At 69.6% G+C, this 25,907-nt stretch carries 20 protein-coding genes and 1 riboswitch; of the genes, 12 read left to right on the top strand and 8 right to left on the bottom strand.

The window, feature by feature from the left end; all coding sequences use genetic code 11:
- The first annotated feature begins 276 nt into the window (after window positions 1-276).
- Genes G6N48_RS14685 through G6N48_RS14665 form a run of 5 tightly spaced genes read left to right on the top strand, consistent with a single transcriptional unit; the run spans window position 277 to window position 5,039 of the window.
- A complete protein-coding gene (locus G6N48_RS14685) occupies window positions 277-3,132 on the top strand; it encodes a sensor histidine kinase (protein ID WP_179969876.1) in 2,856 nt (951 codons plus the stop codon).
- Window positions 3,129-3,524 (top strand): serine protease inhibitor, encoded by a 396-nt coding sequence (locus tag G6N48_RS14680; RefSeq protein ID WP_085270919.1) that lies wholly within the window; start codon window positions 3,129-3,131, stop codon window positions 3,522-3,524. The genes G6N48_RS14685 and G6N48_RS14680 overlap by 4 nt, the downstream gene beginning before the upstream one ends.
- A gap of 9 nt (window positions 3,525-3,533) precedes the next feature.
- A complete protein-coding gene (locus G6N48_RS14675; RefSeq protein WP_085270918.1) occupies window positions 3,534-3,920 on the top strand; it encodes a DUF742 domain-containing protein in 387 nt (128 codons plus the stop codon).
- Window positions 3,901-4,476 carry a GTP-binding protein gene (locus G6N48_RS14670; protein ID WP_085270917.1) on the top strand — a complete coding sequence of 192 codons (576 nt, stop codon included), beginning with the start codon at window positions 3,901-3,903 and terminating at the stop codon, window positions 4,474-4,476. The genes G6N48_RS14675 and G6N48_RS14670 overlap by 20 nt, the downstream gene beginning before the upstream one ends.
- 26 nt (window positions 4,477-4,502) lie before the next feature.
- Window positions 4,503-5,039 carry a pentapeptide repeat-containing protein gene (locus G6N48_RS14665; RefSeq protein ID WP_085270923.1) on the top strand — a complete coding sequence of 179 codons (537 nt, stop codon included), beginning with the start codon at window positions 4,503-4,505 and terminating at the stop codon, window positions 5,037-5,039.
- 1 nt (window position 5,040) lies between these two features.
- Here G6N48_RS14665 and G6N48_RS14660 read toward each other — a convergent pair whose 3' ends face one another.
- From G6N48_RS14660 to G6N48_RS14650, 3 genes are all read right to left on the bottom strand, one after another.
- Window positions 5,041-7,647: an ATP-binding cassette domain-containing protein gene (locus G6N48_RS14660; protein WP_139825926.1), complete on the bottom strand. Its 2,607-nt coding sequence runs from the start codon at window positions 7,645-7,647 to the stop codon at window positions 5,041-5,043.
- Between the two features lie 69 nt (window positions 7,648-7,716).
- The gene (locus G6N48_RS14655) at window positions 7,717-10,353 is read right to left on the bottom strand and encodes an FHA domain-containing protein (RefSeq protein ID WP_085270916.1); all 2,637 of its coding nucleotides are present in this window, start codon (window positions 10,351-10,353) and stop codon (window positions 7,717-7,719) included.
- Between the two features lie 35 nt (window positions 10,354-10,388).
- Window positions 10,389-11,579, bottom strand: coding sequence for an NADH:flavin oxidoreductase (locus G6N48_RS14650; protein ID WP_085270915.1), 1,191 nt, complete (start codon window positions 11,577-11,579; stop codon window positions 10,389-10,391).
- Between the two features lie 243 nt (window positions 11,580-11,822).
- On the opposite strand from G6N48_RS14650, the gene G6N48_RS14640 reads away from it, so the two are divergent.
- Both G6N48_RS14640 and G6N48_RS14635 read left to right on the top strand, forming a co-directional pair.
- Complete coding sequence (locus tag G6N48_RS14640) at window positions 11,823-12,668, top strand: bifunctional methylenetetrahydrofolate dehydrogenase/methenyltetrahydrofolate cyclohydrolase (protein ID WP_085270914.1); 846 nt, start codon at window positions 11,823-11,825, stop codon at window positions 12,666-12,668.
- Window positions 12,665-12,970: a DUF3017 domain-containing protein gene (locus tag G6N48_RS14635; RefSeq protein ID WP_085270913.1), complete on the top strand. Its 306-nt coding sequence runs from the start codon at window positions 12,665-12,667 to the stop codon at window positions 12,968-12,970. The genes G6N48_RS14640 and G6N48_RS14635 overlap by 4 nt, the downstream gene beginning before the upstream one ends.
- On the opposite strand, the gene G6N48_RS14630 is transcribed toward G6N48_RS14635, so the two are convergent.
- Window positions 12,967-13,470, bottom strand: a complete 504-nt coding sequence (locus tag G6N48_RS14630) for a DUF732 domain-containing protein (RefSeq protein WP_085270912.1) — start codon at window positions 13,468-13,470, stop codon at window positions 12,967-12,969. The genes G6N48_RS14635 and G6N48_RS14630 overlap by 4 nt on opposite strands.
- Window positions 13,471-13,675: 205 nt before the next feature.
- Between G6N48_RS14630 and G6N48_RS14625 the strand changes: the two genes are divergently transcribed.
- Both G6N48_RS14625 and G6N48_RS14620 read left to right on the top strand, forming a co-directional pair.
- Window positions 13,676-15,136 (top strand): FAD-dependent oxidoreductase, encoded by a 1,461-nt coding sequence (locus tag G6N48_RS14625; RefSeq protein ID WP_085270922.1) that lies wholly within the window; start codon window positions 13,676-13,678, stop codon window positions 15,134-15,136.
- Window positions 15,137-15,226: 90 nt separating this feature from the next.
- Window positions 15,227-16,630, top strand: coding sequence for an HNH endonuclease signature motif containing protein (locus G6N48_RS14620; RefSeq protein ID WP_085270911.1), 1,404 nt, complete (start codon window positions 15,227-15,229; stop codon window positions 16,628-16,630).
- 45 nt (window positions 16,631-16,675) lie between these two features.
- Here the strand turns inward: G6N48_RS14620 and G6N48_RS14615 are convergent, their stop codons facing one another.
- The 3 genes from G6N48_RS14615 to G6N48_RS14605 are packed head-to-tail and all read right to left on the bottom strand — an operon-like array spanning window position 16,676 to window position 19,939.
- The gene (locus G6N48_RS14615; RefSeq protein WP_085270921.1) at window positions 16,676-17,410 is read right to left on the bottom strand and encodes a class I SAM-dependent methyltransferase; all 735 of its coding nucleotides are present in this window, start codon (window positions 17,408-17,410) and stop codon (window positions 16,676-16,678) included.
- Complete coding sequence (gene metX / locus G6N48_RS14610; RefSeq protein WP_085270910.1) at window positions 17,407-18,543, bottom strand: homoserine O-acetyltransferase MetX; 1,137 nt, start codon at window positions 18,541-18,543, stop codon at window positions 17,407-17,409. Before metX ends, G6N48_RS14615 begins: the two co-directional genes overlap by 4 nt.
- 10 nt (window positions 18,544-18,553) lie before the next feature.
- Window positions 18,554-19,939, bottom strand: coding sequence for a bifunctional o-acetylhomoserine/o-acetylserine sulfhydrylase (locus G6N48_RS14605; RefSeq protein WP_085270909.1), 1,386 nt, complete (start codon window positions 19,937-19,939; stop codon window positions 18,554-18,556).
- Window positions 19,940-20,139: 200 nt separating this feature from the next.
- A riboswitch (SAM riboswitch) is annotated at window positions 20,140-20,257 on the bottom strand.
- A gap of 168 nt (window positions 20,258-20,425) precedes the next feature.
- Here G6N48_RS14605 and G6N48_RS14600 point away from each other — a divergent pair.
- Window positions 20,426-22,663: an NADP-dependent isocitrate dehydrogenase gene (locus G6N48_RS14600; RefSeq protein ID WP_085270908.1), complete on the top strand. Its 2,238-nt coding sequence runs from the start codon at window positions 20,426-20,428 to the stop codon at window positions 22,661-22,663.
- A gap of 37 nt (window positions 22,664-22,700) precedes the next feature.
- Window positions 22,701-23,930 carry an NADP-dependent isocitrate dehydrogenase gene (locus G6N48_RS14595; RefSeq protein ID WP_085270907.1) on the top strand — a complete coding sequence of 410 codons (1,230 nt, stop codon included), beginning with the start codon at window positions 22,701-22,703 and terminating at the stop codon, window positions 23,928-23,930.
- 7 nt (window positions 23,931-23,937) lie between these two features.
- Here the strand turns inward: G6N48_RS14595 and G6N48_RS14590 are convergent, their stop codons facing one another.
- Window positions 23,938-24,792 carry an alpha/beta fold hydrolase gene (locus tag G6N48_RS14590; protein WP_163670848.1) on the bottom strand — a complete coding sequence of 285 codons (855 nt, stop codon included), beginning with the start codon at window positions 24,790-24,792 and terminating at the stop codon, window positions 23,938-23,940.
- A gap of 74 nt (window positions 24,793-24,866) precedes the next feature.
- Between G6N48_RS14590 and trpS the strand changes: the two genes are divergently transcribed.
- Window positions 24,867-25,898 (top strand): tryptophan--tRNA ligase, encoded by a 1,032-nt coding sequence (gene trpS, locus G6N48_RS14585; protein ID WP_085270905.1) that lies wholly within the window; start codon window positions 24,867-24,869, stop codon window positions 25,896-25,898.
- Window positions 25,899-25,907 lie beyond the last annotated feature (9 nt).

Raw genomic sequence — 25,907 nt, 5'->3', positions numbered from 1 at the left:
CCGCACACCGGTTGAACCGGCGGGCAGGGGCCCGCCCCTTGTTTGCCAGGGTTGCCGCCCGGCGCGACGGCTGACCCCCTCGGGTTCCGCCTGCTCAGTAACGATTCTGGTGACCTGGGCCGCGGGCTGTCATACTCGTCAAATTGCCACGCAATTACCGCTTGCGCTTTCTGCGTGAGGTGGGTGGGGAAAAGCAGGAAGTTTCATGAGCCTCTCGTTTGTTTCAGCGCTGAGCGTCGGGGCGGCGGCCGTATCCGCGGCCGCCACGACGTGACCATGTTCGCCCGCCCGGGCCAACCGGCCCAGGCGGAACCGTCCGATTCCCCGCAGCGGCCCCCCACCGCCCCCGCCCCGGTCAAACGCCCGCCCGCCTGGTCGCTGAGCAACTGGCCCGTCGTGTACAAAGTTCTGGCAATCGTGCTGGTGCCGCTCGTTTTGGCGACCGTTTTCGGGGCGCTGCGAATAGAGGCCGCGATGGCCAAGTCCAGCGGTCTGAAGCTCGCCGCTGCGCGCGCCGACGTGCTGCCGGCGATCACCAAGTACATGTCGGCGTTGGACGTCGCTCTGCTGGCGAGCGCGACCGGACGCGACGTGGAGGGGGCGAAGAAGAACTATGACGCGCGCCGCTACGAGCTGCAGGCGCGGATGTCGGACACCGACGTCTCGCCCGAGGTGCGGGCGGGGGTTGGCACGCTGCTGAGCGGCGGCCAGGCTCTGGTGGACAAGATCGCCGACAGCAGCATCGGTTTGCGGGACCGGGTGACCACCTATGCGCCGCTGCTGCTGACGGCCGAAGACGTCATCAACGCCTCGGTGCAGGTGGACAACGAACGGATCCGCACGCAGGTCCAAGGGCTGAGCCGGGCCGTGGGGGCCCGCGGCCAGATGGCGATGCAGAAGGTCCTGGTGACCCGCGGGGCCGACCTCCCCGAGCCCCAGTTGCGGACGTCGATGATCACGCTGGCCGGCACCGAGCCGTCCACGTTGTTCGGGATGAGCGGGGTGCTCGGCGCCGGTTCGGCCGACGCCCGGACGTTGCAACAGCAGATGGTGACGCGGATGGCGATCATGTCCGATCCGTCCGCGGTGCTCGTCGACAACCCCGCGCTGCTGCAGTCCATCGAGGCCACCGACGGGATCGCCGAGCAGGTCATCAGCGACGCCTTGGCCGCGGTGACGAAGGCCGTGCATTCCGAGGCGTCCGACAAGCGCCGCGCCGCCATCCTGGACACCGCCCTGGTGCTGGCCGCCATGGCGGTGGCCCTGATCGTCGTGCTGTTGGTGGCGCGGGCTCTGGTCCGCCCGCTGCGAGTGTTGCGCGACGGCGCGCTCAAGGTCGCCCACACCGACCTCGAGGAGGAGATCGCCCGGGTGAAGGCCGGTGGCACCGAGCCGACCCCGGCGCCGCTGCCGGTGCACACCACCGAGGAGATCGGCCAGGTCGCCCACGCCGTCGACGAACTCCACACCCAGGCCCTGCTGCTCGCCGGCGACGAGGCGCGGTTGCGGCTGCTGGTCAACGACATGTTCGAGACGATGTCGCGGCGCAGCCGTTCCCTGGTCGACCAGCAGCTGTCGCTCATCGACAGGCTGGAGCGCGACGAGGAGGATCCTGAACGGCTCGACAGCTTGTTCCGGTTGGACCACCTGGCGGCCCGGCTGCGCCGCAACAGCGCCAACCTGCTGGTGCTGGCCGGCGCCCAGCTGGCGCGCGATCAGCGTGAGCCGGTGCCGCTGTCGACGGTCATCAACGCCGCCGTCTCCGAGGTCGAGGACTACCGCCGCGTCGAAGTCGCCCGGCTGCCGGACAGCAGCCTGATCGGCGCGGCGTCCGGCGGCGCCATCCACCTTTTCGCCGAGCTGATCGACAACGCCCTGCGCTACTCCCCGCCGGCGACGCCGGTGCGGGTGTCGGCGGCGGCGAGCAGCGACGGGGGAGCGGTGGTGCGGATCGCCGACTCGGGGCTGGGCATGAACGAGGCCGACCGGCGGATGGCGAACATGCGGCTGCAGGCCGGCGGCGAAGCCAGCCCCGACCCCACGCCCGACAACGCCCGCCACATGGGGCTTTTCGTGGTCGGCCGCATCGCCGCCCGGTACGGCATCCGGGTGGGGCTGCGCGGCCCGGCCGCCAACGAGGAGGGTTCGGGCACCACCGCCGAGATCTACCTGGCGCCGACGATCCTCGCGGGTGCGGGTGACCCGGCCGGCCGGCCGGCCGAGCCGCCCGGCCGCCGGCACCACATTCGCCCGGTGTCGTCGCCCAGCACCAAGCTCGCCAGCGCGATCGCCGCGCCGGACGCCGGTGCAGAGGCCGCCGAGAGCGCCGGGGAAGCCGCCGGAAGGCACGCCGGCACACTCCAGCCGGCGAACGGGGCCGTCGACGGGCCGCCGGTCACGCTGCTGCCGCGCCGGAATCCCGGTTCCAGCGGAATCACCGATGTCCCCGCGCCACCCGCCCAGGGACTACCCCGCCGCCACCGTCGCGAGCTGCCGACGCCCTGGTGGGAGAAGGAGTCGCCGCCCCAGCCGGGGACGCCGCCGCAGCCACCCGCGCCGCCCCAGCCGGTGCCCACCCCGGCCGCCCCGGCGGCCCGGTCACCCATGGACACGTCGGCGTTCTTCGCCGCGCGTTCCCGGCAGGCCGCCGGCCAGCCCGACACCGCACCCCCGGCGGCGGCCGAGCCCGCCCCCGGGCCCGCGACCACGGCACCGGCCGACGACGACGTCATCTACCGCAGGATGCTCTCGGAGATGCTCGGCGACCCGCAGGCACTGGCCAACAGCCCGGACCTCGACTGGCAGACGGTGTGGGACCGCGGCTGGACGCTGGCCGCCGAGGCCGAGGACAAGCCCGTCGAGGCGCGCACGGCCGACCACGGGCTGCCGGTGCGCACGCCCGGCGCCCGGCTGGTGCCCGGCGGGGGCAACGGCGCGACCGCCGCGGGGCAGGGACCCGGCGAGCCCTCCGAGCAGAGCGCCAACGGCGAATCCGCACCGGCCGGCGAGCAGCACGCGGCCCTGGTGCGTGACCCGGAAGCGGTTCGGGCCTCCTTCAGCAGCCACTTCGGCGGCGTGCATTCCGGACGGTCCCACGCCCGAGACGCGAGCCGGGGGCCCGATCAGGAATGACGTCGCCCGAAAACTCACTGGACTGGCTGGTGACCCGGTTCGCCCGCGAGGTCCCCGGCGTGGCACACGCGCTGCTGGTGTCCGTCGACGGCCTGCCGATCGCGGCCAGCGAGCACCTGCCCCGGGACCGCGCCGACCAGCTGGCCGCGGTGGCGTCGGGGCTGGCCAGCCTCGCGACCGGAGCGGCGCAGCTGTTCGACGGCGGCCAGGTGCTGCAGTCCGTGGTGGAGATGCAGAACGGCTACCTGTTGCTGATGCGGGTCGGCGACGGCTCGCACCTGGCCACGCTTGCCGCGACGTCGTGCGACATCGGTCAGATCGGCTACGAGATGGCCATCCTCGTCGAACGCGTGGGCGGCGTCGTGCAGTCCACCCGCCGCTCAAGCGTCTAGTGAGCCGCCATGGACAGTCCCGAGGCCGGCGAGCCGACACGACATGAGGCGAACCTGGTCCGCCCGTACACCTTGACGGCCGGCCGGACCGGCACCGACGTCGAACTCCCGCTGGAAGCCCCGATCCAGGCGTTGCAGGCCGGGCTGGCCCACCGGTGGTCGGCCGGCGACGAGCGAGGCAGGATCATCAGGCTGTGTGGGCAGGGCTCCGCGAGCCCCTCGGTCGCGGAGATCGCGGCCCGGCTGAACTTGCCGATCGGCGTCGCGCGCGTCCTGATCGGCGATCTCGTCCTGTCCGGCTACCTTCGGGTGCACAGGACTTTGACCGAGCGTTCGACCCGAGATGAGCGCCACGAGTTGATAGGAAGGACGCTGCGTGGCCTTAAAGCACTCTGACCGTGACGCCCACGCCTCGACGAAGATCGTCATCGCGGGCGGATTCGGTGCCGGCAAGACCACGTTCGTCGGGGCGGTTTCGGAGATCATGCCGTTGCGCACCGAGGCGATGCTCACCGACGCCTCGGCCGGCGTCGACGCCCTCGGGGCCACTCCGGACAAGCGCACCACCACCGTCGCGATGGACTTCGGGCGCATCACCCTGGACGAGGACCTGGTGCTCTACCTTTTCGGCACGCCCGGGCAGCGCCGGTTCTGGTTCATGTGGGACGACCTGGTGCGCGGCGCGATCGGCGCGATCGTCCTCGTCGACTGCCGGCGGCTGCAGGACAGCTTCGCCGCCGTCGACTTCTTCGAGCACCGCAACCTGCCATTTCTGGTCGCGGTCAACGAGTTCGACGGCGCGCCGCAGTATCCCGTCGAGGAAGTCCGCGAGGCGCTGACCCTGGCCGCCCACATCCCGGTGATCAGCGTCGACGCCCGCAATCGCCGGTCGGCCACCGACGCGCTGATCGCGGTCAGCGAATACGCGCTAGAGACCTTGGCCGCGAGCTGACCGATCTACGCAGCGGGTCGGTCGCCATCGCCTGCGAGTTCACCGGCCACGACTTCTGCGAGCAGGACCTCAGCCGCCTGAGCACCGAGCGCGCGCTGTTCACCGAGTGCGACTTCCGCGGCGCCAACCTGGCCGAGTCGCGCCACCGCGGCTCGGCCTTCCGCAACTGCAGCTTCACCAGAACGATCTTGTGGCACAGCACCTTCGCCCAGTGCAGCATGCTGGGCTCGGTCTTCGTGCAGTGCCGGCTGCGGCCGGTGACGTTCGACGAGGTCGATTTCACGCTGGCGATGCTCGGCGGCAACGACCTACGGGGCGCCGACCTGAGCGGCTGCCGGCTGCGGGAGACCAGCCTGGTGGAGACCGACCTGCGTAAGGCGGTGCTGCGCGGCGCCGACTTCACCGGCGCGCGGACCGCCGGCACCCGCCTGGACGGAGCCGACCTGCGGGGCGCCACCGTCGACCCGGCGCTGTGGACGACCGCCTCGCTGACGGGCGCGCGCGTCGATGTCGGCCAGGCCGTGGCGTTCGCGGCGGCGCACGGGTTGCGGCTGGACGCCTGATTTAGCGTTTGAGCCGGATGCGCCACGAGACGACGCCGGTGTAGCAGACCGAGAGCACCGCGAGCATGGCCATGTCGAACAGCCAGGTTCCGGCGGTGTGCTGGAAGTGGCTGTCCCTGGGGCTCTGCGGACCGGGCGCCACCGTCCACAGGTCGACCGTCGACGCCTGCGCGGCATATCCCCAGCGCGACGGCACCAGCCAGGAGATCTGGTCGAGGACAATGCGGTCGGTGACCGGCACCATCCCGCCGCACAGCACGATCTGCATCATCAGCGACACCACCAGCAGCGGCATGATCTGCTCGTTGGAGCGCGCCAGCGCCGAGAGCGCCAGGCCGAGCATCGCCGCGGCGACGCAGGTGGCCGCGACCGCGACGAACAGCTCCGCGGTGGCGGCGAGACTGGAATGGCCGAGCAGCACGGCCGGCCGGGTCGGTGCGCCCTTGCCGGCCACCACGATGGCGGTCGCGATCGCCGCCTGGACCACGGCGAACACACAGAACACGGCGATCTTGGCCAGCAGATACGCGGTGGCGGACAGGCCGACCGCCTGCTCCCGCCGGAAGATGGGCCGCTCGCCGACGAGGTCGCGGATGGTCAGCGCGGTGCCCATGAACGCGGCGGCCAGGGTGATCAGCGTGAGGATCATCCCGGCCTCGTCGGCCGACGGGCTCGCCGGGTCTGCGTAGCCGAAGCCGGTGGTGCCGGGAACGGTCAGTGACAGCGCGCCCATGACGAACGGCAATACCGCCAGGAAGACGAAGTAGGCGCGGTCGGAGACGACCAGGCGGACCTGGCGGCGCGCGATCGTCGAGAACTGCCTGCGCAGGCTGGTGTGCGCCGGGGCGACCAGCTCGGCCGGCGCTGCCGACTGGGCGGGCGACGGCTCGTTGTTGCGGGCCAAGAATCGGCGGTTGGCCTCGTCGGGGTCGGCGCCCACCTTCGCGAAGATGTGCGCCCAGTTGGTGGTGCCCATGGCGTCGCTGATCTGGTCGGGCGGGCCGAGGAAGGCCGTCTTGCCGCCGGGCGCCATCAGCAGCACCTGGTCGCAGACGTCGAGGTAGGTCAGTGAATGGGTGACCACCAGCACCACCCGACCGGCGTCGGCGAGCTGCCGCAGCATGGTCATCACCTGCAGGTCCAGCGCCGGGTCCAGGCCCGACGTCGGCTCGTCGAGGATCAGCAGCGACGGCCCGGTGAGCAGCTCGAGCGCGACCGACGCGCGTTTGCGCTGGCCGCCCGAGAGTTTGTCGACGCGGGTGTCGGCGTGCTTGGTCAGCCCGAGCTCTTCGAGCACCTGGGCGACGACCTGCGCGCGGTCGGCTTTGCTGGTGTCGGGCGGCAGGCGCAGCTCGGCGGCGTATCCGAGCGCCTGGTTGACGGTGAGCTGCCGGTGCACGACGTCGTCCTGGGGAACCATCCCGATCCGGGTGCGCAACGACGCGAACTCGGTGTGGATGTCGTGCCCCTCGAACGTGACCGCGCCGGCGGTGGGGGTCGCGTACCCGGCGATGAGCCGCGACAGCGTGGTCTTACCGGCGCCGGAGCCGCCGATGATGGCCGTCAGCGTGCCGGGCCGGGCGGTCAGCGAGATCTGTTCCAGCAGGGTCTTACCGTCGACGGCGAAGTCGACGCCGCGCACCTCCAGGCCGCCGGTGCGCGTCGCCACGTCCTGGCGCCGGACCAGGACGCCGCCGGTGAAGACCAGGTCGACGTTGCCGATGGTGACGACGTCGCCTTCGGCCAGCAGCGCCGACCCCACCCGGATCCCGTTGACGAAAGTCCCGTTGATGCTGTGTGCGTCGCGGATCTCGGTGCCGATCGGTGTCGGCGTCAGGAACGCGTGGTGGCGCGACGCCAGCACGTCGTGGATCACGATGTCGTTCTCGAGGGAGCGGCCGATCCAGGCGGCGCCCGCCGCGGGTGTCTCCCGGTCGAAATCGGTCCCGAGGGTCTTGACTCGGATGGTCGGGAACTCCGCGACCTCGCCGCTCACCCCGATCTGGGTCGGCGGGTCGTGGTCGGGTGCCTGAGCCGGGGCCTGCGGCGCGGCGCCGGTGACGGCGGCCGGCGGGGGCGCCGGGATGGCGGCGCTGCGCTGGGTGTCGGCGCGGCGGATCGACGGCGCGACGGCCTGCGGCCGCGACACGGGGCCCGACATGGCGCTGCGGCCGGTGCCCGGCGGGCCCACCGGGCCGGGCATGGGACCGGTCGGCTGCGGCCGCACCGGGCGCGGGGGGCCGGGCGGCGCGATGACCGGGATCGACTCCGTCGGCGGAGCCAGGCCCACGTTGCCGTCGTGATGACCGACCTCGAAGGTGACCCGGGGGCCGTCGGGCTTGCCGATGTTGATGGTCTGGCCGTCTTCGATGTTCACGACCGGGACCCGCTGGCCGTTGACGAAGACGCCGTTGAGCGAGTTGTTGTCGACGGCGACCCAGCGGCCCTGGTCGAAGCGCAGCAGCACGTGGGCGCGGGCGATCAGGGGGTGCGCCACCCGCAGGTCGGCGCGCACGTCGCTGCCGACGACGACGTCGCGGCCCGCGGCGAAGCGACCTTCCGACCGGTCGGACCGGACCGTCAGCACGGGAAGGGCGGATCGATCCATCAGACCAGCCTAGATGCGCCCGTAGGCTGCTTCGGCGGTGCGAAAACCGGAGCTTGCTGTGAATGCAAGTCAGCGTTTGAGGCGGATGTGCCAGCGCACGAAGCCGCCGTAGGCGAGCGACAGCACCGCGAGCATGAACATGTCGAATAGCAGGATGTGGGTGGAGTGCTGCCACAGCGGATCGTTGGTCGGGATCTGTTTGACCTTCACCAGCGCCGGGAAGTTGATCGACGACGCGCCCGCGGCGTAGCCCCAGCGACCGGGAGTGAGCCACGCGAGCTGCTCGAGGCCGAGACGCTGATAGACGGGGATCATGCCGCCGGAGAGCACCAGCTGCGACATGATCGACACCACCAGCATGGGCGTGATCTGCTCGTTGGATTGGGCCAGGGACGACAGCATCAGGCCCAGGATCGCCGACGCGATGCACGTGGCGGCGACGGTGAGGAACAGCGAGAAGCTGGCGTCGCCGAAGAACGGCGGCGGCTCGGTCGGCGCGCCCTTCCCGAGCACCACGATGATGGTGGCCACCGCGGCCTGGCCGGTCGCGAAGACGCAGAACACCGCGATCTTCGCCAGCAGATACGCGGAGGTGGACAGCCCGACGGCCTGCTCCCGCCGGAAGATGCCGCGCTCGCCGATCAGGTCGCGGATGGTCAGCGCGGTGCCCATGAAGACGGCGCCGATGTTGAGCAACACCATGATGTACTGCGGCTGGGTCGGCGCCGGGCCCATCGGGTCGGCGATCCCGAGGCCGGGTTTGGGTCCCTTCACCGTGAGCGAGAGCGCTCCGATGAGGAACGGCAGGACCGCCAGGAAGATGGTGTAGCCCCGGTCGGAGATGACCAGCCGGACCTGCCGCCGGGCGATCGTGGACAGCTGGCGCCACAGGTCCGTCTTCGGCGGCTCGCCCAGGTCGGCCGGGCTCTGCGGGGACGGCGGCCGTTCGGACTGCTGGTTGCGCTCCTTGAAGCGCCGGTTCGCCTCGTCCGGGTCGGCGCCCACCTTGGCGAAGATGTCGGCCCAGTTGCGGGTGCCCATGGCGGCCTCGACCTGGTCGGGCGCACCACAGAACGCCGTCTTGCCGCCGGGCGCGACAAGCAGGATCTGGTCGCAGACATCCAGGTAGGACACCGAGTGGGTGACCACGAGCACCACGCGGCCGGCGTCGGCAAGCTGCCGCAGCATCAGCATGACCTGGCGGTCCAGGGCCGGGTCCAGGCCGGACGTCGGCTCGTCGAGGAGCAGGAGCGAGGGCTGCGTGAGCAGCTCGAGTGCCACCGAGGCGCGCTTGCGCTGGCCGCCCGAGAGCTTGTCGACGCGGGTGTCGGCGTGTTTGGTCATGTCGAGCTCTTCGAGCACCTGCGCGACGACCTGGGCCCGCTCCTCCTTGCTGGTGTCCGGAGGCAACCTCAGCTCGGCGGCGTAGTTGAGGGCCTGGTTGACGGTGAGCTGGCGGTGCACGACGTCGTCCTGCGGGACCATCCCGATCCGGCTGCGCATGGACGCGTATTCCTTGTGAATGTCGTGGCCCTCGAACGTCACCGACCCCGAGGTGGGGTTGTTGTAGCCGACGATCAGCCGCGACAGCGTGGTCTTGCCCGCCCCGGACCCGCCGATGATGGCCGTCAGCGTTCCGGGCCGCGCGGTCAGCGAGATGTGGTCGAGCAGTTGCTTGCCGTGCTCGACGGTGAAGCAGACGGAGTTGACCTCCAGGCCGCCGGTGCGGGTCGCCGCCTCGGTGCGCCGGACCAGCGTGTCACGGGTGAAGACGAGGTCGACGTTGCCGATGGTGACCACGTCGCCCTCGGTCAGCACCGCGGACCCGACGCGGACACCGTTGACGAACGTTCCGTTGACGCTGCGCGCGTCGCGGATCTCGGTGCCCAGCGGTGTCGACGTGAGGAACGCGTGGTGGCGCGAGGCCAGGACGTCCTGGATGACGATGTCGTTGTCGGTGGCGCGGCCGATGGTGACCGCACCGGACGGCTTCTGTATGCCCCCGGTCCACGACGGCATCAGCGCGTGCATCATCTTCGTCGCCAGGTTGCCGACCTCGGGCGCCTTGGCGGGACTGGAAGGCGACATCTGGGTCTGCGGCGAAGCGTACGACGAGCCCGCCGCGGCGAGCGGCGGGTGCGGCTGGAAGTTGGGCGGCGGGGCGGCGGGCCCGGGCGGCGGCGCGGCCGGGCGCGGGGGATAGGGCGGCGGCGCGTGCGGCCCCGGCGGCCCGGGATGGTGCCGCATCGGCGGCGCGGCGGCGCGGACCGGTGGGCGCCCGTGCATCGGCGCGGGCGGGCCGGCGGGAGACGCCGACCATGCGGTGCCCGACCCCTGCCCCGCCGCGGCCGGAAGGCGCATGGACGCGGTCTCGGGCGGGCGGCCCGCCATGCCTCGGTGCCGGCCGACCTCGAACCGCAGCAGCGGACCCTCGGGGTTCCCGATGTTGATGCACTGGCCGTCGTGGATGTCGACCACCGGGACCCGGCGGCCGTTGACGAAAGTCCCGTTGAGCGAGCCGTTGTCGATCGCCAGCCACCTGCCCTGCTCGAAGCGCAGCAGGAGATGAGCCCGCGAGATCAGGGGATGCGTGATGCGCATGTCGGCGCGGAGGTCACGTCCCACGACGACGTCATGACCAGCGGCGAAGGTGCGTTCCGACCCATCGTGACGGACAGTCAGCACGGGTGGGGCTGGTGCATTCATCGGACCTACTGTAGCTCGCGGTCCTGTTCGGGCCCTTAAGCGTCGGGCGCTCCGGTGACCACGCAGCGGGTGCGGGTGTAGATCGTCGGCATGCACTTGTTGCAGTGCGTGCACGCCGAGTGCACGGTGCGGTCGGCGGCGATCCGGTTGATCAGATCGGGCTCGGCCAGCAACGCGCGGCCCATCGCGACGAAGTCGAAACCCTCGGCCATCGCGAGGTCCATCGTCTCGCGGTTGGTGATGCCGCCGAGCAGGATCAGTGGCATCGTCAGCTCGGCGCGGAAGAGTTTGGCGTCGCGCAGCAGGTAGGCCTCGCGGTACGGGTACTCGCGAAGGAACTTGGTCCCGGTCATGCGCATGCCCCAGCGCAGCGGCGGCTTGAACGCGCCGGCGAACTCCTTGAGCGGCGCGTCACCGCGGAACAGGTACATCGGGTTGACCAGAGAGCTGCCCGCGGTGAGCTCGATCGCGTCCAGCCCGCCGTCGTCCTGCAGCCACTTGGCCGTGGTGAGCGACTCCTCTGTGCTGATGCCGCCGCGCACGCCGTCGGCCATGTTGAGCTTTGCGGTGACCGCGATCGGCGTGCCCTCTTTTTCCACCGCGCGCCGGACCGCCATCACCATCGCGCGGGCGACCTTGGCCCGGTTCTCCAGCGACCCGCCGAACTCGTCGTCGCGGCGGTTTATCAGCGGTGACAGGAACGAGCTCGCCAAGTAGTTGTGACCCAGATGGATTTCGACGGCGTCGAAGCCCGCCTCGATGGCGTACCGCGCGGCGTCGGCGTGCCCGGCGATCACGTCGTCGATGTCGTCGCGGGTCGCCTTCTTGGCGAACCGCATGCCGATGGGGTTGAAGAACCGCACCGGCGCCAGGGCCTTGGCCTGGTTGGATTTGGCGTTGGCCACCGGTCCGGCGTGGCCGATCTGCGCGCTGACCGCCGCGCCCTCGGCATGGATCGCGTCGGCGAGCCGGCGCAACCCGGGCACCGCCTCCGGGCGCATCCAGAGCCCGTTGCCCTCCGTGCGACCACCCTGGGATACCGCGCAGTAGGCCACCGTGGTCATCCCGACCCCGCCGGCGGCGGGGCGCCGGTGGTATTCGATGAGATCGTCGCTGACCAGCGCGCCGGGCGTGCGGGCCTCGAATGTCGCCGATTTGATGGTGCGGTTGCGCAGCGTGATCGGGCCCAGCTTGGCGGGGCTCAGCACGTCGGGGGGGCTAGACATAACCGGAGCTTAGTGGCGATCGCAAGCGCGGCGGAGCCGGGCGCGGCGGGTCGCCACCGGAGGTTAGTGGCGATCGCAAGCGCGGCGGAGCCGGGCGCGGCGGGTCGCCACCGGAGGTTAGTGGCGATCGCAAGCGCGGCGGAGCCGGGCGCGGCGGGTCGCCACGGGGGCGCCGGCGATCGCAAGCGCGGCGGAGCCGGGCGCGGCGGGTCGCGGTGACCGATACATGCCAGACTGTGAGGCGTGGGCGCAATCACTTTGGACGGCAAGGCCACCCGGGACGAAATCTTCGTCGACCTCAAGCAACGGGTCGCCGCCCTGACCGCTGCCGGCCGCACCCCCGGGCTCGGCACCATCCTGATCGGCGACGACCCGGGCTCGCAAGCCTACGTCCGGGGCAAGCACGCGGACTGTGCGAAGGTCGGCATCACGTCCATCCGCCGCGACCTGCCCGCCGACATCTCGACGGAGACGCTCAACCAGACCATCGACGAGCTCAACGCCAACCCCGAGTGCACCGGCTACATCGTGCAGCTCCCGCTGCCCAAGCACCTGGACGAGAACGCGGCGCTCGAGCGCGTCGATCCCGACAAGGACGCCGACGGGCTGCACCCGACCAACCTGGGCCGGCTGGTGCTCAGCGTCCCGGCGCCGCTGCCGTGCACCGCGCGGGGCATCGTGCACCTGTTGCGGCGCTACGGCGTCGAGATCGCCGGTGCGCACGTCGTCGTCGTCGGACGCGGTGTGACCGTCGGCCGCCCGTTGGGGCTGCTGCTGACCCGGCGTTCGGAGAACGCCACGGTGACGTTGTGCCACACCGGAACTCGTGATCTGCCGACGTTCACCAGGCAGGCGGACATCATCGTGGCCGCCGTCGGCGTCCCGCACATGCTGACCGCGGACATGGTCCGTCCCGGCGCCGCCGTCGTCGACGTGGGCGTCAGCCGCACCGACGGCGGACTGGTGGGCGACGTCCATCCCGACGTGTGGGGGGTGGCCGGCCACGTGTCGCCGAACCCCGGTGGCGTCGGCCCGCTGACCCGCGCGTTCCTGCTGACCAACGTCGTCGAGCTGGCCGAGCGGGAATGAGCGCGCGGCTTCTCCGGCGAGGTTCGGCCAGGACGGTGCTGCACGCGCAGTGGCCGATCCTGCTGGTCGCGCTGATCTTCGTCACCGCTTTCGCGTTGGTGGGCGCCAACTTCTGGCGCCGCGGTTCGCTGCTGATCGGCATCGGCGTCGGCGTGGCCGCGGCGCTGCGGCTGCTGTTGCCCGAGGAGCGGGCCGGGCTGCTGGTGGTCCGCAGCAAGGGGGTCGACTTCCTGACCACCGCCACGGTCGCGGGGGCCATGGTCTACATCGCGTCGACCATCGACCCGCTGGGTACCGGTTAGTAGCCCGGCACCCCGGCATACTGCGGCATGCCGCCCGGCGCGCCGGGCACTGCTCCCGCCGCCGGCATGCCGCCGACCCCCGGCATTCCGGGCATCCCCGGAGCTTGCGGCAGCCCACCGGTCAGGTTGCCGTTGGTGAGCGCCTCCATCTCCTGCGGGCAGTAGACCTGGATGGCGATGGTGGTGAACATCCGGGCCATCTGCGGCGACATCCCCCGGCGGCGCACGCTCGCGGCGGCCGCGGCGAAGTTCCCGCCCGGCTGGGCGACCATCGGGCAGATGGACTGGCCCACGGCCATCGCGTTGCCCGGCTGGCCGAAGTCCACGCCGGCGTGGTTCAGCGCGTCGATGAAGTTGTCGTCGTTCGGGTCCGCCTCGGCCGGCGCCGAGAAGGCCGCCGCGGCGGTGACCAGGCCTGCGGCCGCGGCCAGCAGGCGAATGGTCAGCGGTTGATTGCGGAAGAGCCAGACCCATCGGCGAGTTCGTCCACGTGCCTTCATCCCAGCCTCCCCATCTCGAATCACCATAGGAACTCTGAGCCATGGCCGTCTCGTTTGCGACACGGTGAGATAAAGGTTTGCCCAATAAGCGTTTTGTGAGCCCGGCTTGCCGGGCGTGTCGTCTATTGGGCGTGTCGCGAAGATGTGACCCGACACGGGCGCCGCCGCCGGGTTTGCGAATGCGAAATGGATGAGAATGCGGCGCATGGCCACGAACCGGAGCCGTCCGCTCCAGCAGGCGATTTCGCGACAGACCTTTTTGCGTGGTGCCGCGGCGTTGACGACGGGAGCGGTTTTCGGGAGTGGTTGCGCGGCGGCCGGCCCGGGCGGCTGGAAGGGTCTGGCCTCGTCGATCGGCGGCAGTGTGTTGTTGCCCGCCGACGGCGCTCAGTTCGGCGCCGGAAAGCGGGTCTTCAACTCGTTCTACGACACCTCCAATCCCGCTGCGGTCGTGAGGGTTTCATCGCAGGCGGACGTGCAGAGGGCTATCGCGTTCGCGACGGCCAACGACCTCAAGGTCGCCCCGCGCAGCGGCGGGCACTCGTATATCGGTGCGTCGAGTGCCGGCGGCGCCATGGTGCTGGACTTGCGCGGGCTTCCCGGCAACATGAGCTTCGACGGCGGCAGCGGTAAGGTCACGGTTGTCCCGGCCGCCAATCTCTATGCGGTGCAACAGGCTTGTGCGAGCGCCGGGCGGACGGTGCCCGTCGGTAGCTGCCCGACGGTCGGAATCGGGGGGTTGGCCCTCGGTGGCGGGCTGGGTCCCGACGCGCGACGCGCCGGCCTGACCTGTGACGCGCTGCTGTCCGCTACCGTGGTGCTGCCCGACGGGAACGCGGTGACCGCATCCGCCAACGAGAACCCGGATCTGTTCTGGGCGCTGCGCGGCGGTGGTGGGGGCAATTTCGGGGTGACGACGTCGATGACGTTCGCGACCGTCGTCACCGGCGACAAGGACCTGGTCCGTGTCGAATACCCGCCGTCCTCGGCGGTGCAGGTGCTCACCGGCTGGCAGTCCTGGCTGTCGGCGGCAGACCGGAACACCTGGGGAATGGTCGACCTGTCCGTAGGCGGGTCGCAGGCGAATTGCCATGTGCTGGCGACCTGTCCGGCGGGTTCGGGCGCCGGCGTGGCCGACGCCGTCAAGTCCGCGATCGGGCAGACTCCCGAATCGGTCATGCACAAGACGCTCGGTCACATGGAACTGGTGACCTACCTGGCCGGCGGCGGTCCGACGAGTTCGCCGCGCGGCTTCGTCGCCGGCTCCGACGTCATCGGCACGGTGGATTCGGCTGCTGCACAAGCGATCGCAACCGCGGCCGGGCAGTGGCCCGCCGCCGGCGGCGCGACCGCGTCGGTGATCGTCGATCCGCTGGGTGGTGCGGTGGCCGACACGGCCCCGGCCGACACGGCCTTCCCGTGGCGCACCCAGTCCGCCGTGGTGCAGTGGTACGTCGAACCCGTCGCCAGCCAGGCCGCGACCGCGAACTCCTGGCTGGCGTCCGCTCATCAAGCCGTGCAACAATTCTCGGTCGGGGGCTACGTCAACTACCTCGAGGCCGACGCGCCGGCGGCACGCTACTTCGGCCCGAATCTCGCCCGGATGACGACCGTGCGGCAGAAGTACGACCCGAACCGGACGATGTTCTCCGGGCTGGACTTCTGAGCATCGTCGACTCGAAATAACATGGGCCACTGTCGTTTCAGTGGCCTCAGGAAGGGGTTTTCTGTCGGTGGGCTCGCTTAGTCTTTGGCCATGGTGCGCAGCGGTGGTGACGGTCGGCAGGCGTTGACGGCCGCGTTCGACACCATCGAGGCCGCTTTGGACAAGGCGGTGGCGGTCGACTGTGACGCGTTGACCACCCGCGACCTGTTGGACATGCTGGAGCGATGCGAGCGGGTGCGCCGCAGGATCCCGGCGATCGAGCATCCGCTCGTCAACAACCTGGGGCGTCAGGCCACGGCGGAGGAGTTGGGCGGCAGGCTTTCCCACGCGATCGCCGAGGCGGCGCTGATCAACCGGGCGGAGGCCGGGCGGCGGATCAAGGAGGCCGCGGATCTGGGCCCACGCCGCGGGCTGACCGGTGAGCCGCTGGCGCCCGCGTTGGTCGCCACCGCCGCCGCCCAGCGCGAGGGCAAGCTCGGCCCCGGCCAGGTGGCGGTGATCCGCACGTTCTGCCATCAGCTGCCGGGCTGGATCGATCAGGGCACCCGCGAGCAGGTGCAGGCCCGGCTGGTCAAGGAAGGCAGCCGGTTTCGCCCCGAACAACTCGCGAAGCTGGCCGGCACGCTGGCCGACTGCCTCAACCCCGACGGCAACTACACCGACGCCGACCGCGCCCGCCGCCGCGGGGTGGTGCTGGGCCCGCAAGGCCCCGACGGCATGTGCGAGCTGCGCGGGCGCCTGACCCCCGAAGCCCGCGCGACCCTCGAGGCGGTGCTGGCCAAACTGGCCGCCCCCGGCATGTGCAACTCCCTCGACGAGAAGCCCTGCGTGGACGGCGCGCCCAGCCAGGACGCCATCGACCACGACGCCCGCACGCCGAGCCAGCGCAACCACGACGCGCTGCTCGCCGCTGCGCGCGCGCTGCTGGCCTCCGGAAAGCTGGGACAGCACAACGGGTTGCCGGCATCGATCGTCGTGACCACCACGCTGGCCGGACTGCAGGCCGCGACGGGCAGAGGGCTGACCGGCGGCGGCAGCACCCTGCCGATGAGCGACGTCATCCGCCTGGCCCGCCACGCGCGTCACTATCTGGCGATCTTTGACAAGGGCCGGGCACTGGCGCTCTACCACACCAAGCGCCTGGCCTCTCCGGCGCAACGAATCGTGCTGTACGGCAAGGATCGCGGCTGCTCGGCCCCCGGCTGCACCGTGCCCGGCTATTACAGCGAGGTCCACCACGTCACCGACTGGGCCAAAAGCCACACCACCGACATCAACGACCTCACCTTCGCCTGCGGACCCCACCATCGCCTGCTGAAACCCGGCGGGTGGAGCACCCGCAAGAATACCGACGGCGACACCGAATGGATTCCGCCGCCGTCCCTCGACCGAAACCGGCCGCGTATCAACACCTTCCACCACCCCGAAAAGCTCTTGCGCGACGGGGACGACGAGCGCGACGGGGATGACGATGACGCTTCCGGCAACTCCTAGCTTTGCGTGATCAACGATCGAGCTGGTCCCGCCGGATCGGGCTGGCTATCGCGCCAGCGTGGCCCGAATGCACTCGGTGACGTACGGCAGCGCCAGGCCGGCGGCATTCGCCAGCGCGGGATGGGTGGCCAGCAGCTCGCGGACCTGCTCGAGCGTCTGGGTGCGGACCTCCGCCGGCGAGGTGATGCAGTAGCTTCGTGACGCTACCAGGTCGATAAGAGCCTGTGGCGTAAGGTAATTCGTCCATTCGACCTGGTGGCGTTCCGGCTCGGTGAACGACTCGGACAGCGAGACGTCGAAGCGGCCGCGGTCGCCGTCGCTGCCGATGATGGCACCCAGCTCGCGCACCCAGCCGAGTCGCTCGTCGCGGGTGTTCCACACCAAGCCCAGCCGGCCGCCCGGACGCAACACACGGGCCACCTCCGGAATCGCGCGGCCGGGATCCACCCAGTGCCACGCCTGCGCGACCAGCACGGCGTCAACGCTGTTGTCCGGTAACGGGATCTCCTCGGCGGTGCCCAGCAGCGCGCGGGTTTCCGGCAGCGAACTGCGCAAGACCTCGAGCATGTCCGGGATCGGATCCACGGCCACCACCTCCAGGCCGCGTTCCACCAGCCGGGTGGTCAGCTTGCCGGTGCCGGCGCCCAGGTCGAGCACCTGACGTGCGCCGGCGGGCAGCAGCCAGTCGATCGCCTCCGGCGGATACGACGGGCGCCCGCGCTCGTAGGCCGCGGCTGCCGAGCCGAACGACAGGGAGCGGTCGTGGCGCGAGCGGATCACCGTGGACACGCACCTTCGCTTTCGGCGAGAACCAGCGTCTTGCGGATCAGGTCCCCGACGGCCTCGGTCTCCACCAGGAAGCCGTCGTGTCCGCAGATCGAGTCGACGACCTGCAGCCCGGCGCAGCCCGGCAGCAGTTCGGCCAGCTCCTCCTGCAGCCGCAGCGGGTAGAGGCGGTCGGAGGTGATGCCGCCCACCACCACCGGTACGGGGCAGCGACGCAAGGCTTTACGCACCCCGCCGCGGCCGCGACCCACGTCGTGGCTGTTGAGGGCCTCCGTCAGGACGACATAGCTGCCCGCGTCGAAACGGGACAGCAGCTTGTCGCCCTGATACTCCAGGTAGCTCTGCACCGCGTAGCGGCCCTCATCAACGGACCCCGCACCCTGCTTGTCGTTGGCGAACCTGGTGTCCAGCTCGACCTCGCCGCGATAGGTCAGGTGCGCGAAGCGGCGAGCGAGCGACAGGCCGGTGTCGGGGGTGCACCCGGTGTCGTGATAGTCACCGCCCTGCCAATTCGGGTCGGCCTTGATCACGGCGATCTGGCTGGTCTGTGTGCCGATCTGATCCCCGGTGGCGCGTGCGCCGACCGCCAGCAGCAGCCCGGCCCGCACCCGGTCCGGGTGTCCCACGATCCACTCCAAAGCCCTTGCGCCGCCCATGGATCCGCCGACGACGGCGGCCACCTCACGGATACCCAACGCGGCCAGCGCGGCGATGTCGGCCTCCACCTGGTCGCGCACGGTGATCAGCGGAAACCTCGAACCCCAGGGCTTTCCGTCCCTGGCGAGCGAACTGGGGCCGGTGGAGCCGCGGCACCCGCCCAACACGTTGGTGGCGACCGCGCACCAGCGGTCGGTGTCGATCGGTGCGCCCGGCCCGATCACGCCGTCCCACCAGCCGGGCGTGGGGTGCCCGGGTCCGGCGGGGCCGGCGACGTGCGAGTCTCCGGTGAGTGCGTGGAGCACCACCACCACGTTGTCGCGCGTCGGCGACAACTCACCCCAGCGCTGGATGGCGATCGAGACGTCGTCGATCACCACGCCGCTCTCGGTGGTCAGCGAACCGATGTCGACGATGCCGACTTCGCCTTCGGTGGGCAGCGTACGGGTGGGCACGTCGAAGATCGTCATGGCGGCTCCTTCAGAACGCGGCCACAGCCTGCGGGTCGTTGGTGGTGCCGGCGCCCCGCGCCGTCGCACCGTATTTGCGGGCGGCGGCAAACCCGAGCTCGAGGTCGGCCAGGATGTCGTCGACGCCCTCGATGCCGACGGCCAGGCGCACCAGGCCGGGGCTGACGCCGGTGCTCAGCTGCTCGGCCGGGCTCAGCTGGGCGTGGGTGGTCGACGCCGGGTGGATCACCAGGGAGCGCACGTCGCCGATGTTGGCGACGTGGCTGTGCAGCTTCAAAGCGTTGACGAACGCCTTGCCGGCCTCGATGCCACCGGCCAGCTCGAACGACAGCACCGCGCCGGTTCCCTTGGGCGCCAGCGTCTTCGACCGCTCGTGCCACGGCGAATCCGGCAGTCCGGCGTAGTTGACCGACAACACGCCGTCGTGACCGGCCAGGAACTCGGCCACCCGCTGCGCGTTGGCGACGTGCCGCTCCATGCGCAGGCTCAGCGTTTCGATGCCCTGGGCCACCAGGAACGCGTTGAACGGCGAAGCGGCCGAGCCGAGATCGCGCAGCAGCTGCACGCGCGCCTTGAGCGCGAAGGCCGGCGGCCCCAGCTCGGCGTACACCACACCGTGGTAGCTGGGGTCGGGCGTGGTGAAGCCGGGAAAGCGGCCCTGCGTCCAGTCGAACGTGCCGCCGTCGACGATGACGCCGGCGATCGCCGCGCCGTGGCCGCCGAGGTACTTGGTGGCCGAGTGCACGACGATGTCGGCGCCGTGGGAGAACGGCTGGATCAGATATGGCGTCGCGACGGTGTTGTCGACGATCAGCGGGATGCCGTTGGCGTGGGCGATCTCGGCCACCCCGGGGATGTCCAGCAGGTCGATCTTCGGGTTGGAGATGGTCTCGCCGAAGAACGCCTTGGTGTTGGGGCGGACCGCGGCCCGCCACGACTCCAGGTTGTCGGGATCGTCGACGAAGCTGACCTCGATGCCCAGCTTGGCCAGCGAGTAGTGGAACAGGTTGTACGTGCCGCCGTAGAGCCGGGGGCTCGAGACGATGTGATCTCCAGCACAGGCGAGGTTCAGTATGGCGAATGTCTCAGCGGCCTGCCCCGAGCTGAGGAAGAGCGCGGCCACACCGCCCTCGAGCGCGGCGATGCGCTGTTCGACCACGTCGGTGGTCGGGTTGCCGATGCGGGTGTAGATGTTGCCGGGAACCTCGAGCCCGAACAGGGCCGCGGCGTGGCTGGTGTCGTCGAACGTGTAGGACGTCGTCTGGTAGATCGGCAGGGCCCGGGCGTTGGTGGCCGGGTCCGGATGCTGGCCGGCGTGGACCTGCTTGGTTTCGAACGACCAGTTCGCGGTCGTGTCGGTCGCGTCGTCAACGGGGTTGCTGTCGTCGGAGCTCATCTGGGTTGGCTTTCTGCTGAAAAGGGACGAATCGGGTGGAGGCGGTGCTGGCAGCCGCGCGGGACGCCGTCACAGACGACGTCGAGACCGGCGGCCGCCGGTCAACACCGACAACAGGGGATTCGACGCATCAGCCGATCCGGATGGTTTTGGTGAGTGCACATCACGTTGTCCCCTCTAGTCAGGGGTCCGTTATGGCGGACCCGCGCTTGCCGCGCAGCCTGTGGCTACTAGACCTGGTCTTTCACCCGGGGCACCCCACCGCGGTTGGAGGGTTGCCGGCCAGCAAGCCGGGGCTTAGCGCTGGCACTCATGACCTATTACGCAGATTAGCTTACTACGCCGACTCGGCGCCAATGCCGCCGATCCGGCGAGGGCCGCCGGCGGTGAGCATGCAGGTCGACGCCGGTCCGAACACCCTTGATAACGTGGCAGGAACAACGCTGAGCCCCCCAGATTCTGACCGACTTAGCCGGGAGAGGGACCGTGTGCGCCGACAAGCCGACCGTCATCTACACGCTGACCGACGAGGCGCCGCTGCTGGCGACCTACGCGTTCCTACCGATCGTTCGCGCTTTCGCCGAGCCGGCGGGAATCGAGATCAAGACCAGTGACATCTCCCTGGCCGCCCGGATCCTCGCCGAGTTCCCCGAGGACCTCACCGAGGAGCAGCGGGTCGCGGACAACCTGCGCGAGCTCGGCCGGCTGACGAAGCTCGCCGACACCAACATCATCAAGCTGCCCAACATCAGCGCCTCGGTGCCCCAATTGATCGCCGCGGTCAAGGAGCTGCAGGAAAAGGGATTCAAGATCCCGGACTTTCCGCAGAGCCCGAAGACCGACGAGGACAGGAAGATTCGCGAGCGTTACGCCAAATGCCTTGGCAGCGCTGTGAACCCGGTGCTGCGACAGGGTAACTCCGACCGCCGCGCACCCAAGGCGGTCAAGGAGTATGCGCGAAAGCACCCGCACAGCATGGGGGAGTGGTCGCCGGCGTCGCGCACCCATGTCGCGACCATGAAGCACGGCGACTTCTACCACGGTGAGAAGTCGATGACGCTGGACCGCGCGCGCAACGTGAAGATGGAGCTGGAGACCGCGAGCGGCAAGGCGATCGTGCTCAAGCCCTCGGTGTCGCTGCGCGAAGGCGACGTCATCGATTCCATGTTCATGAGCAAAAAGGCCCTGATCGAGTTCTACGAGGAACAGATGCAGGACGCCTACGAGACCGGCGTGATGTTCTCCCTCCACGTCAAGGCGACGATGATGAAGGTCTCCCACCCCATCGTCTTCGGGCACGCCGTGAAGACCTTCTACAAGGACGCGTTCGCCAAGCACCAGGAGCTTTTCGACGAACTCGGCGTCAACGTCAACAACGGGCTGGTCGACCTGTACAACAAGATCGAGTCGCTGCCCGCGTCGCTGCACGACGAGATCATCCGCGACCTGCACGCCTGCCACGAGCACCGGCCCGAGCTGGCCATGGTCGACTCGGCGAAGGGCATCACCAACTTCCACTCGCCCAGCGACGTGATCGTGGACGCTTCGATGCCGGCGATGATCCGCGCCGGCGGCAAGATGTGGGGCGCCGACGGCCGGCAGAAGGACACCAAGGCCGTCAACCCGGAGTCGACGTTCTCCCGCATCTACCAGGAGATCATCAACTTCTGTAAGACGCACGGCGCATTCGATCCTCGGACGATGGGCACCGTGCCCAATGTGGGGCTCATGGCGCAGCAGGCCGAGGAGTACGGCTCGCACGACAAGACGTTCGAGATCCCGGAGGACGGTGTCGCCAACATCGTCGACCTCGACACCGGGGAGATCCTGCTGACCCAGAACGTGGAATGCGGCGACATCTGGCGCATGCCCATCGTCCGCGACGAACCGATCCGCGACTGGGTCAAGCTCGCCGTCACCCGGGCGCGCAACTCCGGCATGCCGGTGGTGTTCTGGCTGGACCAGGAGCGGCCGCACGAGAACGAGCTGCGCAAGAAGGTCAACGCGTACCTCGCCGACCACGACACCGAGGGCCTCGACATCTCGATCATGTCGCAGGAACGCGCCATGCGGCACACGATCGAGCGGGCGATGCGCGGGCAGGACACCATCGCCGCCACCGGCAACATCCTGCGCGACTACCTCACCGACCTGTTCCCCATCCTCGAGCTGGGGACCAGCGCCAAGATGCTGTCCATCGTGCCGCTGATGGCCGGCGGCGGAATGTATGAGACCGGCGCGGGCGGATCGGCGCCCAAGCATGTCCACCAGCTGGTCGAGGAGAACCACCTGCGCTGGGATTCCCTCGGTGAATTCCTGGCCCTGGGAGCGTGTTTCGAGGACATCGGGATCAAGACCGGCAACGCGCGCGCCAAGATCCTGGGCACCACGCTGGACGCCGCGATCGGCAAGCTGCTGGACAACGACAAGAGCCCGTCGCGCAAGGCCGGTGAACTCGACAACCGCGGCAGCCAGTTCTACCTGGCGCTGTACTGGGCCCGGGAGCTCGCCGCGCAATCAGACGACCAGGAGCTGCGCGAGCACTTCGCCGCCCTGGCCGAGGCGCTGAGCGAGAAGGAGGAGGTCATCGTGGCCGAGCTGGCCGAGGCGCAGGGCGAGCCGGCCGACATCGGTGGCTATTATCAGCCGGACCGCGAGAAGACGACTGCGGTGATGCGGCCCAGCAAGACGTTCAACGAAGCGCTGGCGGCTTCGCAATCCTGACCGCCGCACGCTCGCGGCAAAGAGGAGTCGGACACCGATGTCCACCGAACGCAAGATCAAAGTCAAGGGCCCGGTGGTCGAGCTCGACGGTGACGAGATGACCCGCGTCATCTGGAAGCTGATCAAGGACATGCTGATCCTTCCGCACCTCGACATCAACCTGGACTACTACGACCTGAGCATCGAGCACCGGGACCGCACCGACGACCAGGTGACCATCGACGCGGCCTACGCCATCAAGAAGCACGGTGTGGGAGTCAAGTGCGCGACCATCACCCCCGACGAGGCCCGCGTCCAGGAGTTCAACCTCAAGAGGATGTGGCTGTCTCCCAACGGGACCATCCGTAACATCTTGGGCGGCACCATCTTCCGTGAGCCGATCGTGATCTCCAATGTGCCCCGGCTGGTTCCGGGCTGGACCAAGCCGATCGTCATCGGCCGGCACGCCTTCGGCGACCAGTACCGCTCGACCAACTTCAAGGTCGACCAGCCCGGCACCGTCACCATCACCTTCACCCCCGCCGACGGCAGCGAGCCGATGGTGCACGAGGTGGTGTCCATCCCGGAGGACGGCGGCGTCGTGATGGGGATGTACAACTTCAAGGCATCGGTGCGGGACTTCGCCCGCGCCTCGCTGGCCTACGGCCTCAACGCCAAGTGGCCGGTGTACCTGTCCACCAAGAACACCATCCTCAAGGCCTACGACGGCATGTTCAAGGACGAGTTCCAGCGCATCTACGACGAGGAGTTCAAGGACAAGTTCGAGGCCGAGGGGCTCACCTACGAGCACCGGCTCATCGACGACATGGTCGCCGCGTGCCTGAAGTGGGAAGGCGGCTACGTGTGGGCCTGCAAGAACTACGACGGCGACGTGCAGTCCGACCTCGTCGCGCAGGGTTACGGCTCGCTGGGGCTGATGACGTCTGTGCTGATGACGGCCGACGGCAAGACGGTCGAAGCCGAGGCCGCGCACGGCACCGTCACCCGCCATTTCCGGCAGTACCAGGCCGGCAAGCCGACCTCGACCAACCCGATCGCCTCGATCTTCGCGTGGACGCGCGGCCTGCAACACCGCGGCAAGCTGGACAACACACCCGAGGTGACCAGGTTCGCGCAGACGCTCGAGGACGTCGTCATCGCCACGGTCGAGAGCGGCAAGATGACCAAGGACCTCGCGATCCTGATCGGCCCCGAGCAGGAGTACCAGAACAGCGAGGAGTTCCTGAATTCGATCGCCGAGAACCTGGATAAGGCTCTGGCTGGTTAGCGGCTGGTTAGCCCGCGGGCTGTTCGCGGCCCGGCTCGGCCGCGACGCACTCGTCGAGGAAGCCGGTGATCACCTCGGTGACGCGCCGCGGCGCCTCGAACATCGGGATGTGCCCGACGCCGTCGAGCTCGGTGACCTTGTGCCCCGCCGGCAGGCCGGCGGTGAAATGCCGGCTGAACCGGGGCGCCGGGACGACCCGGTCCTTCTCGCAGATCACCAGGTGAGCGGGGACGGCGTTCTCCGCGAGCTCGCGCAGGCCGTGCATCAGCAGCGACTTGACCAGCAGCTGGAAGTAGGCGGGGCAGTGCGCGACGTCGTCGACGACGCCGGACAGTTGACGCTCGCTGACCCCGTCCGGTGACGCGCTGATCGCGTACGTCGCCAGCCGGTCGCTGAACGGCAGGCGCAACACCCGCGGCCCGAACGCCCAGGCGGCCACCAGCAGCGGGATGCCCAGGATGAACTTGGCGATCACCTCGAACTTGTGCGGGCTCCACCGGGTCCAACCGCCCGCGGGGGCGATGCCGGTCACGCTGCGCGCCCGACCGCGCCGTTCCAGCTCGAAGGCCACCCAGCCGCCCAGCGAGTTGCCGACGATGTGGGCGGTCTTCCAGCCCAGTTCGTCCATCTGGCGCTCCACGTGATCGGCCAGCACCGCCGACGACAGGAACCAGGTACCCGCCGGGGGGCCGCCGTTGTGGCCGGCCATCGTCGGGGCGAAGACCTCGTAACGGCCGGTGTCGGCCAGCTGCTGGGCCACCTCCTCCCACACCGACTGCGACAGCAGGAATGGATGCAGTAAGACGACCGGCTCGCCGGAGCCGACATGTATCGGCGGGCGGATCCCCGCGTTGCTCCCCATGGATCCGACCATAATGCCGGTACCGCCGGTACCGCAAACAAGGGCGGGTCTGCGCGTGAAAAGATCGGGACACCATGAGCACCGCTACCGGATCCCGCCGGATCTTCTCCGGCGTCCAGCCCACTTCGGACTCCCTGCACCTGGGAAACGCGTTGGGGGCCATCACGCAGTGGGTCGCGCTGCAGGACGATCACCCGGACGAATACGACGCGTTCTTCTGCGTGGTCGACCTGCACGCCATCACCATCGCCCAGGATCCCGGGGCGCTGCGCCGCCGAACGCTGATCACCGCGGCCCAGTATCTGGCGCTGGGCATCGACCCCGCCCGCAGCACGGTGTTCGTGCAGAGCCACGTGCCCGCCCACACCCAGTTGGCGTGGGTGCTGGGGTGTTTCACCGGCTTCGGGCAGGCGTCGCGGATGACGCAGTTCAAGGACAAGTCGACGCGGCAGGGCAGCGACTCGACGACCGTGGGCCTGTTCACCTACCCGGTGCTGCAGGCCGCCGACGTACTGGCCTATGACACCGATCTGGTGCCGGTGGGGGAGGACCAGCGCCAGCACCTCGAACTGGCCCGCGACGTCGCGCAGCGGTTCAACGCCCGCTTCCCGGACACCTTCGTGGTTCCCGACATGATGATCCCGAAGGCGACGGCCAAGATCTACGACCTGCAAGATCCGACGTCGAAGATGAGCAAGTCGGCGGCCACCGACACCGGGCTGATCAACCTGCTCGACGATCCGGCAGTGTCCGCCAAGAAGATTCGCTCGGCGGTGACCGACAGCGAGCGCGAGATCCGCTTCGACCTCGAGGCCAAGCCCGGCGTGTCGAATCTGCTGACCATCCAGTCGGCCGTCACCGGGGTGGGTGTCGACAAGCTCGTCGACGGCTACGCGGGCCGCGGCTACGGCGACCTGAAAAAGGACACCGCCGAGGCCGTCATCGAGTTCGTCGGCCCGATCAAGGCTCGCGTGGACGAAATGACGGCAGATTTCGGCGAACTGGAGCGCGTGCTCGCCGGCGGTGCCGCACGCGCCAGCGACGTCGCCGGCGAAACCGTTCAGCGGGTCTACGATCGGCTAGGCTTCGTTCCGCAACGGGAATAGGGTTCCACC

This window comes from Mycobacterium parmense, assembly GCF_010730575.1.
Taxonomy (GTDB): Bacteria; Actinomycetota; Actinomycetes; order Mycobacteriales; family Mycobacteriaceae; genus Mycobacterium; species Mycobacterium parmense.
Note: the sequence above shows the minus strand (reverse complement) of the source record. Positions and strands in the feature narration are given on the sequence as shown.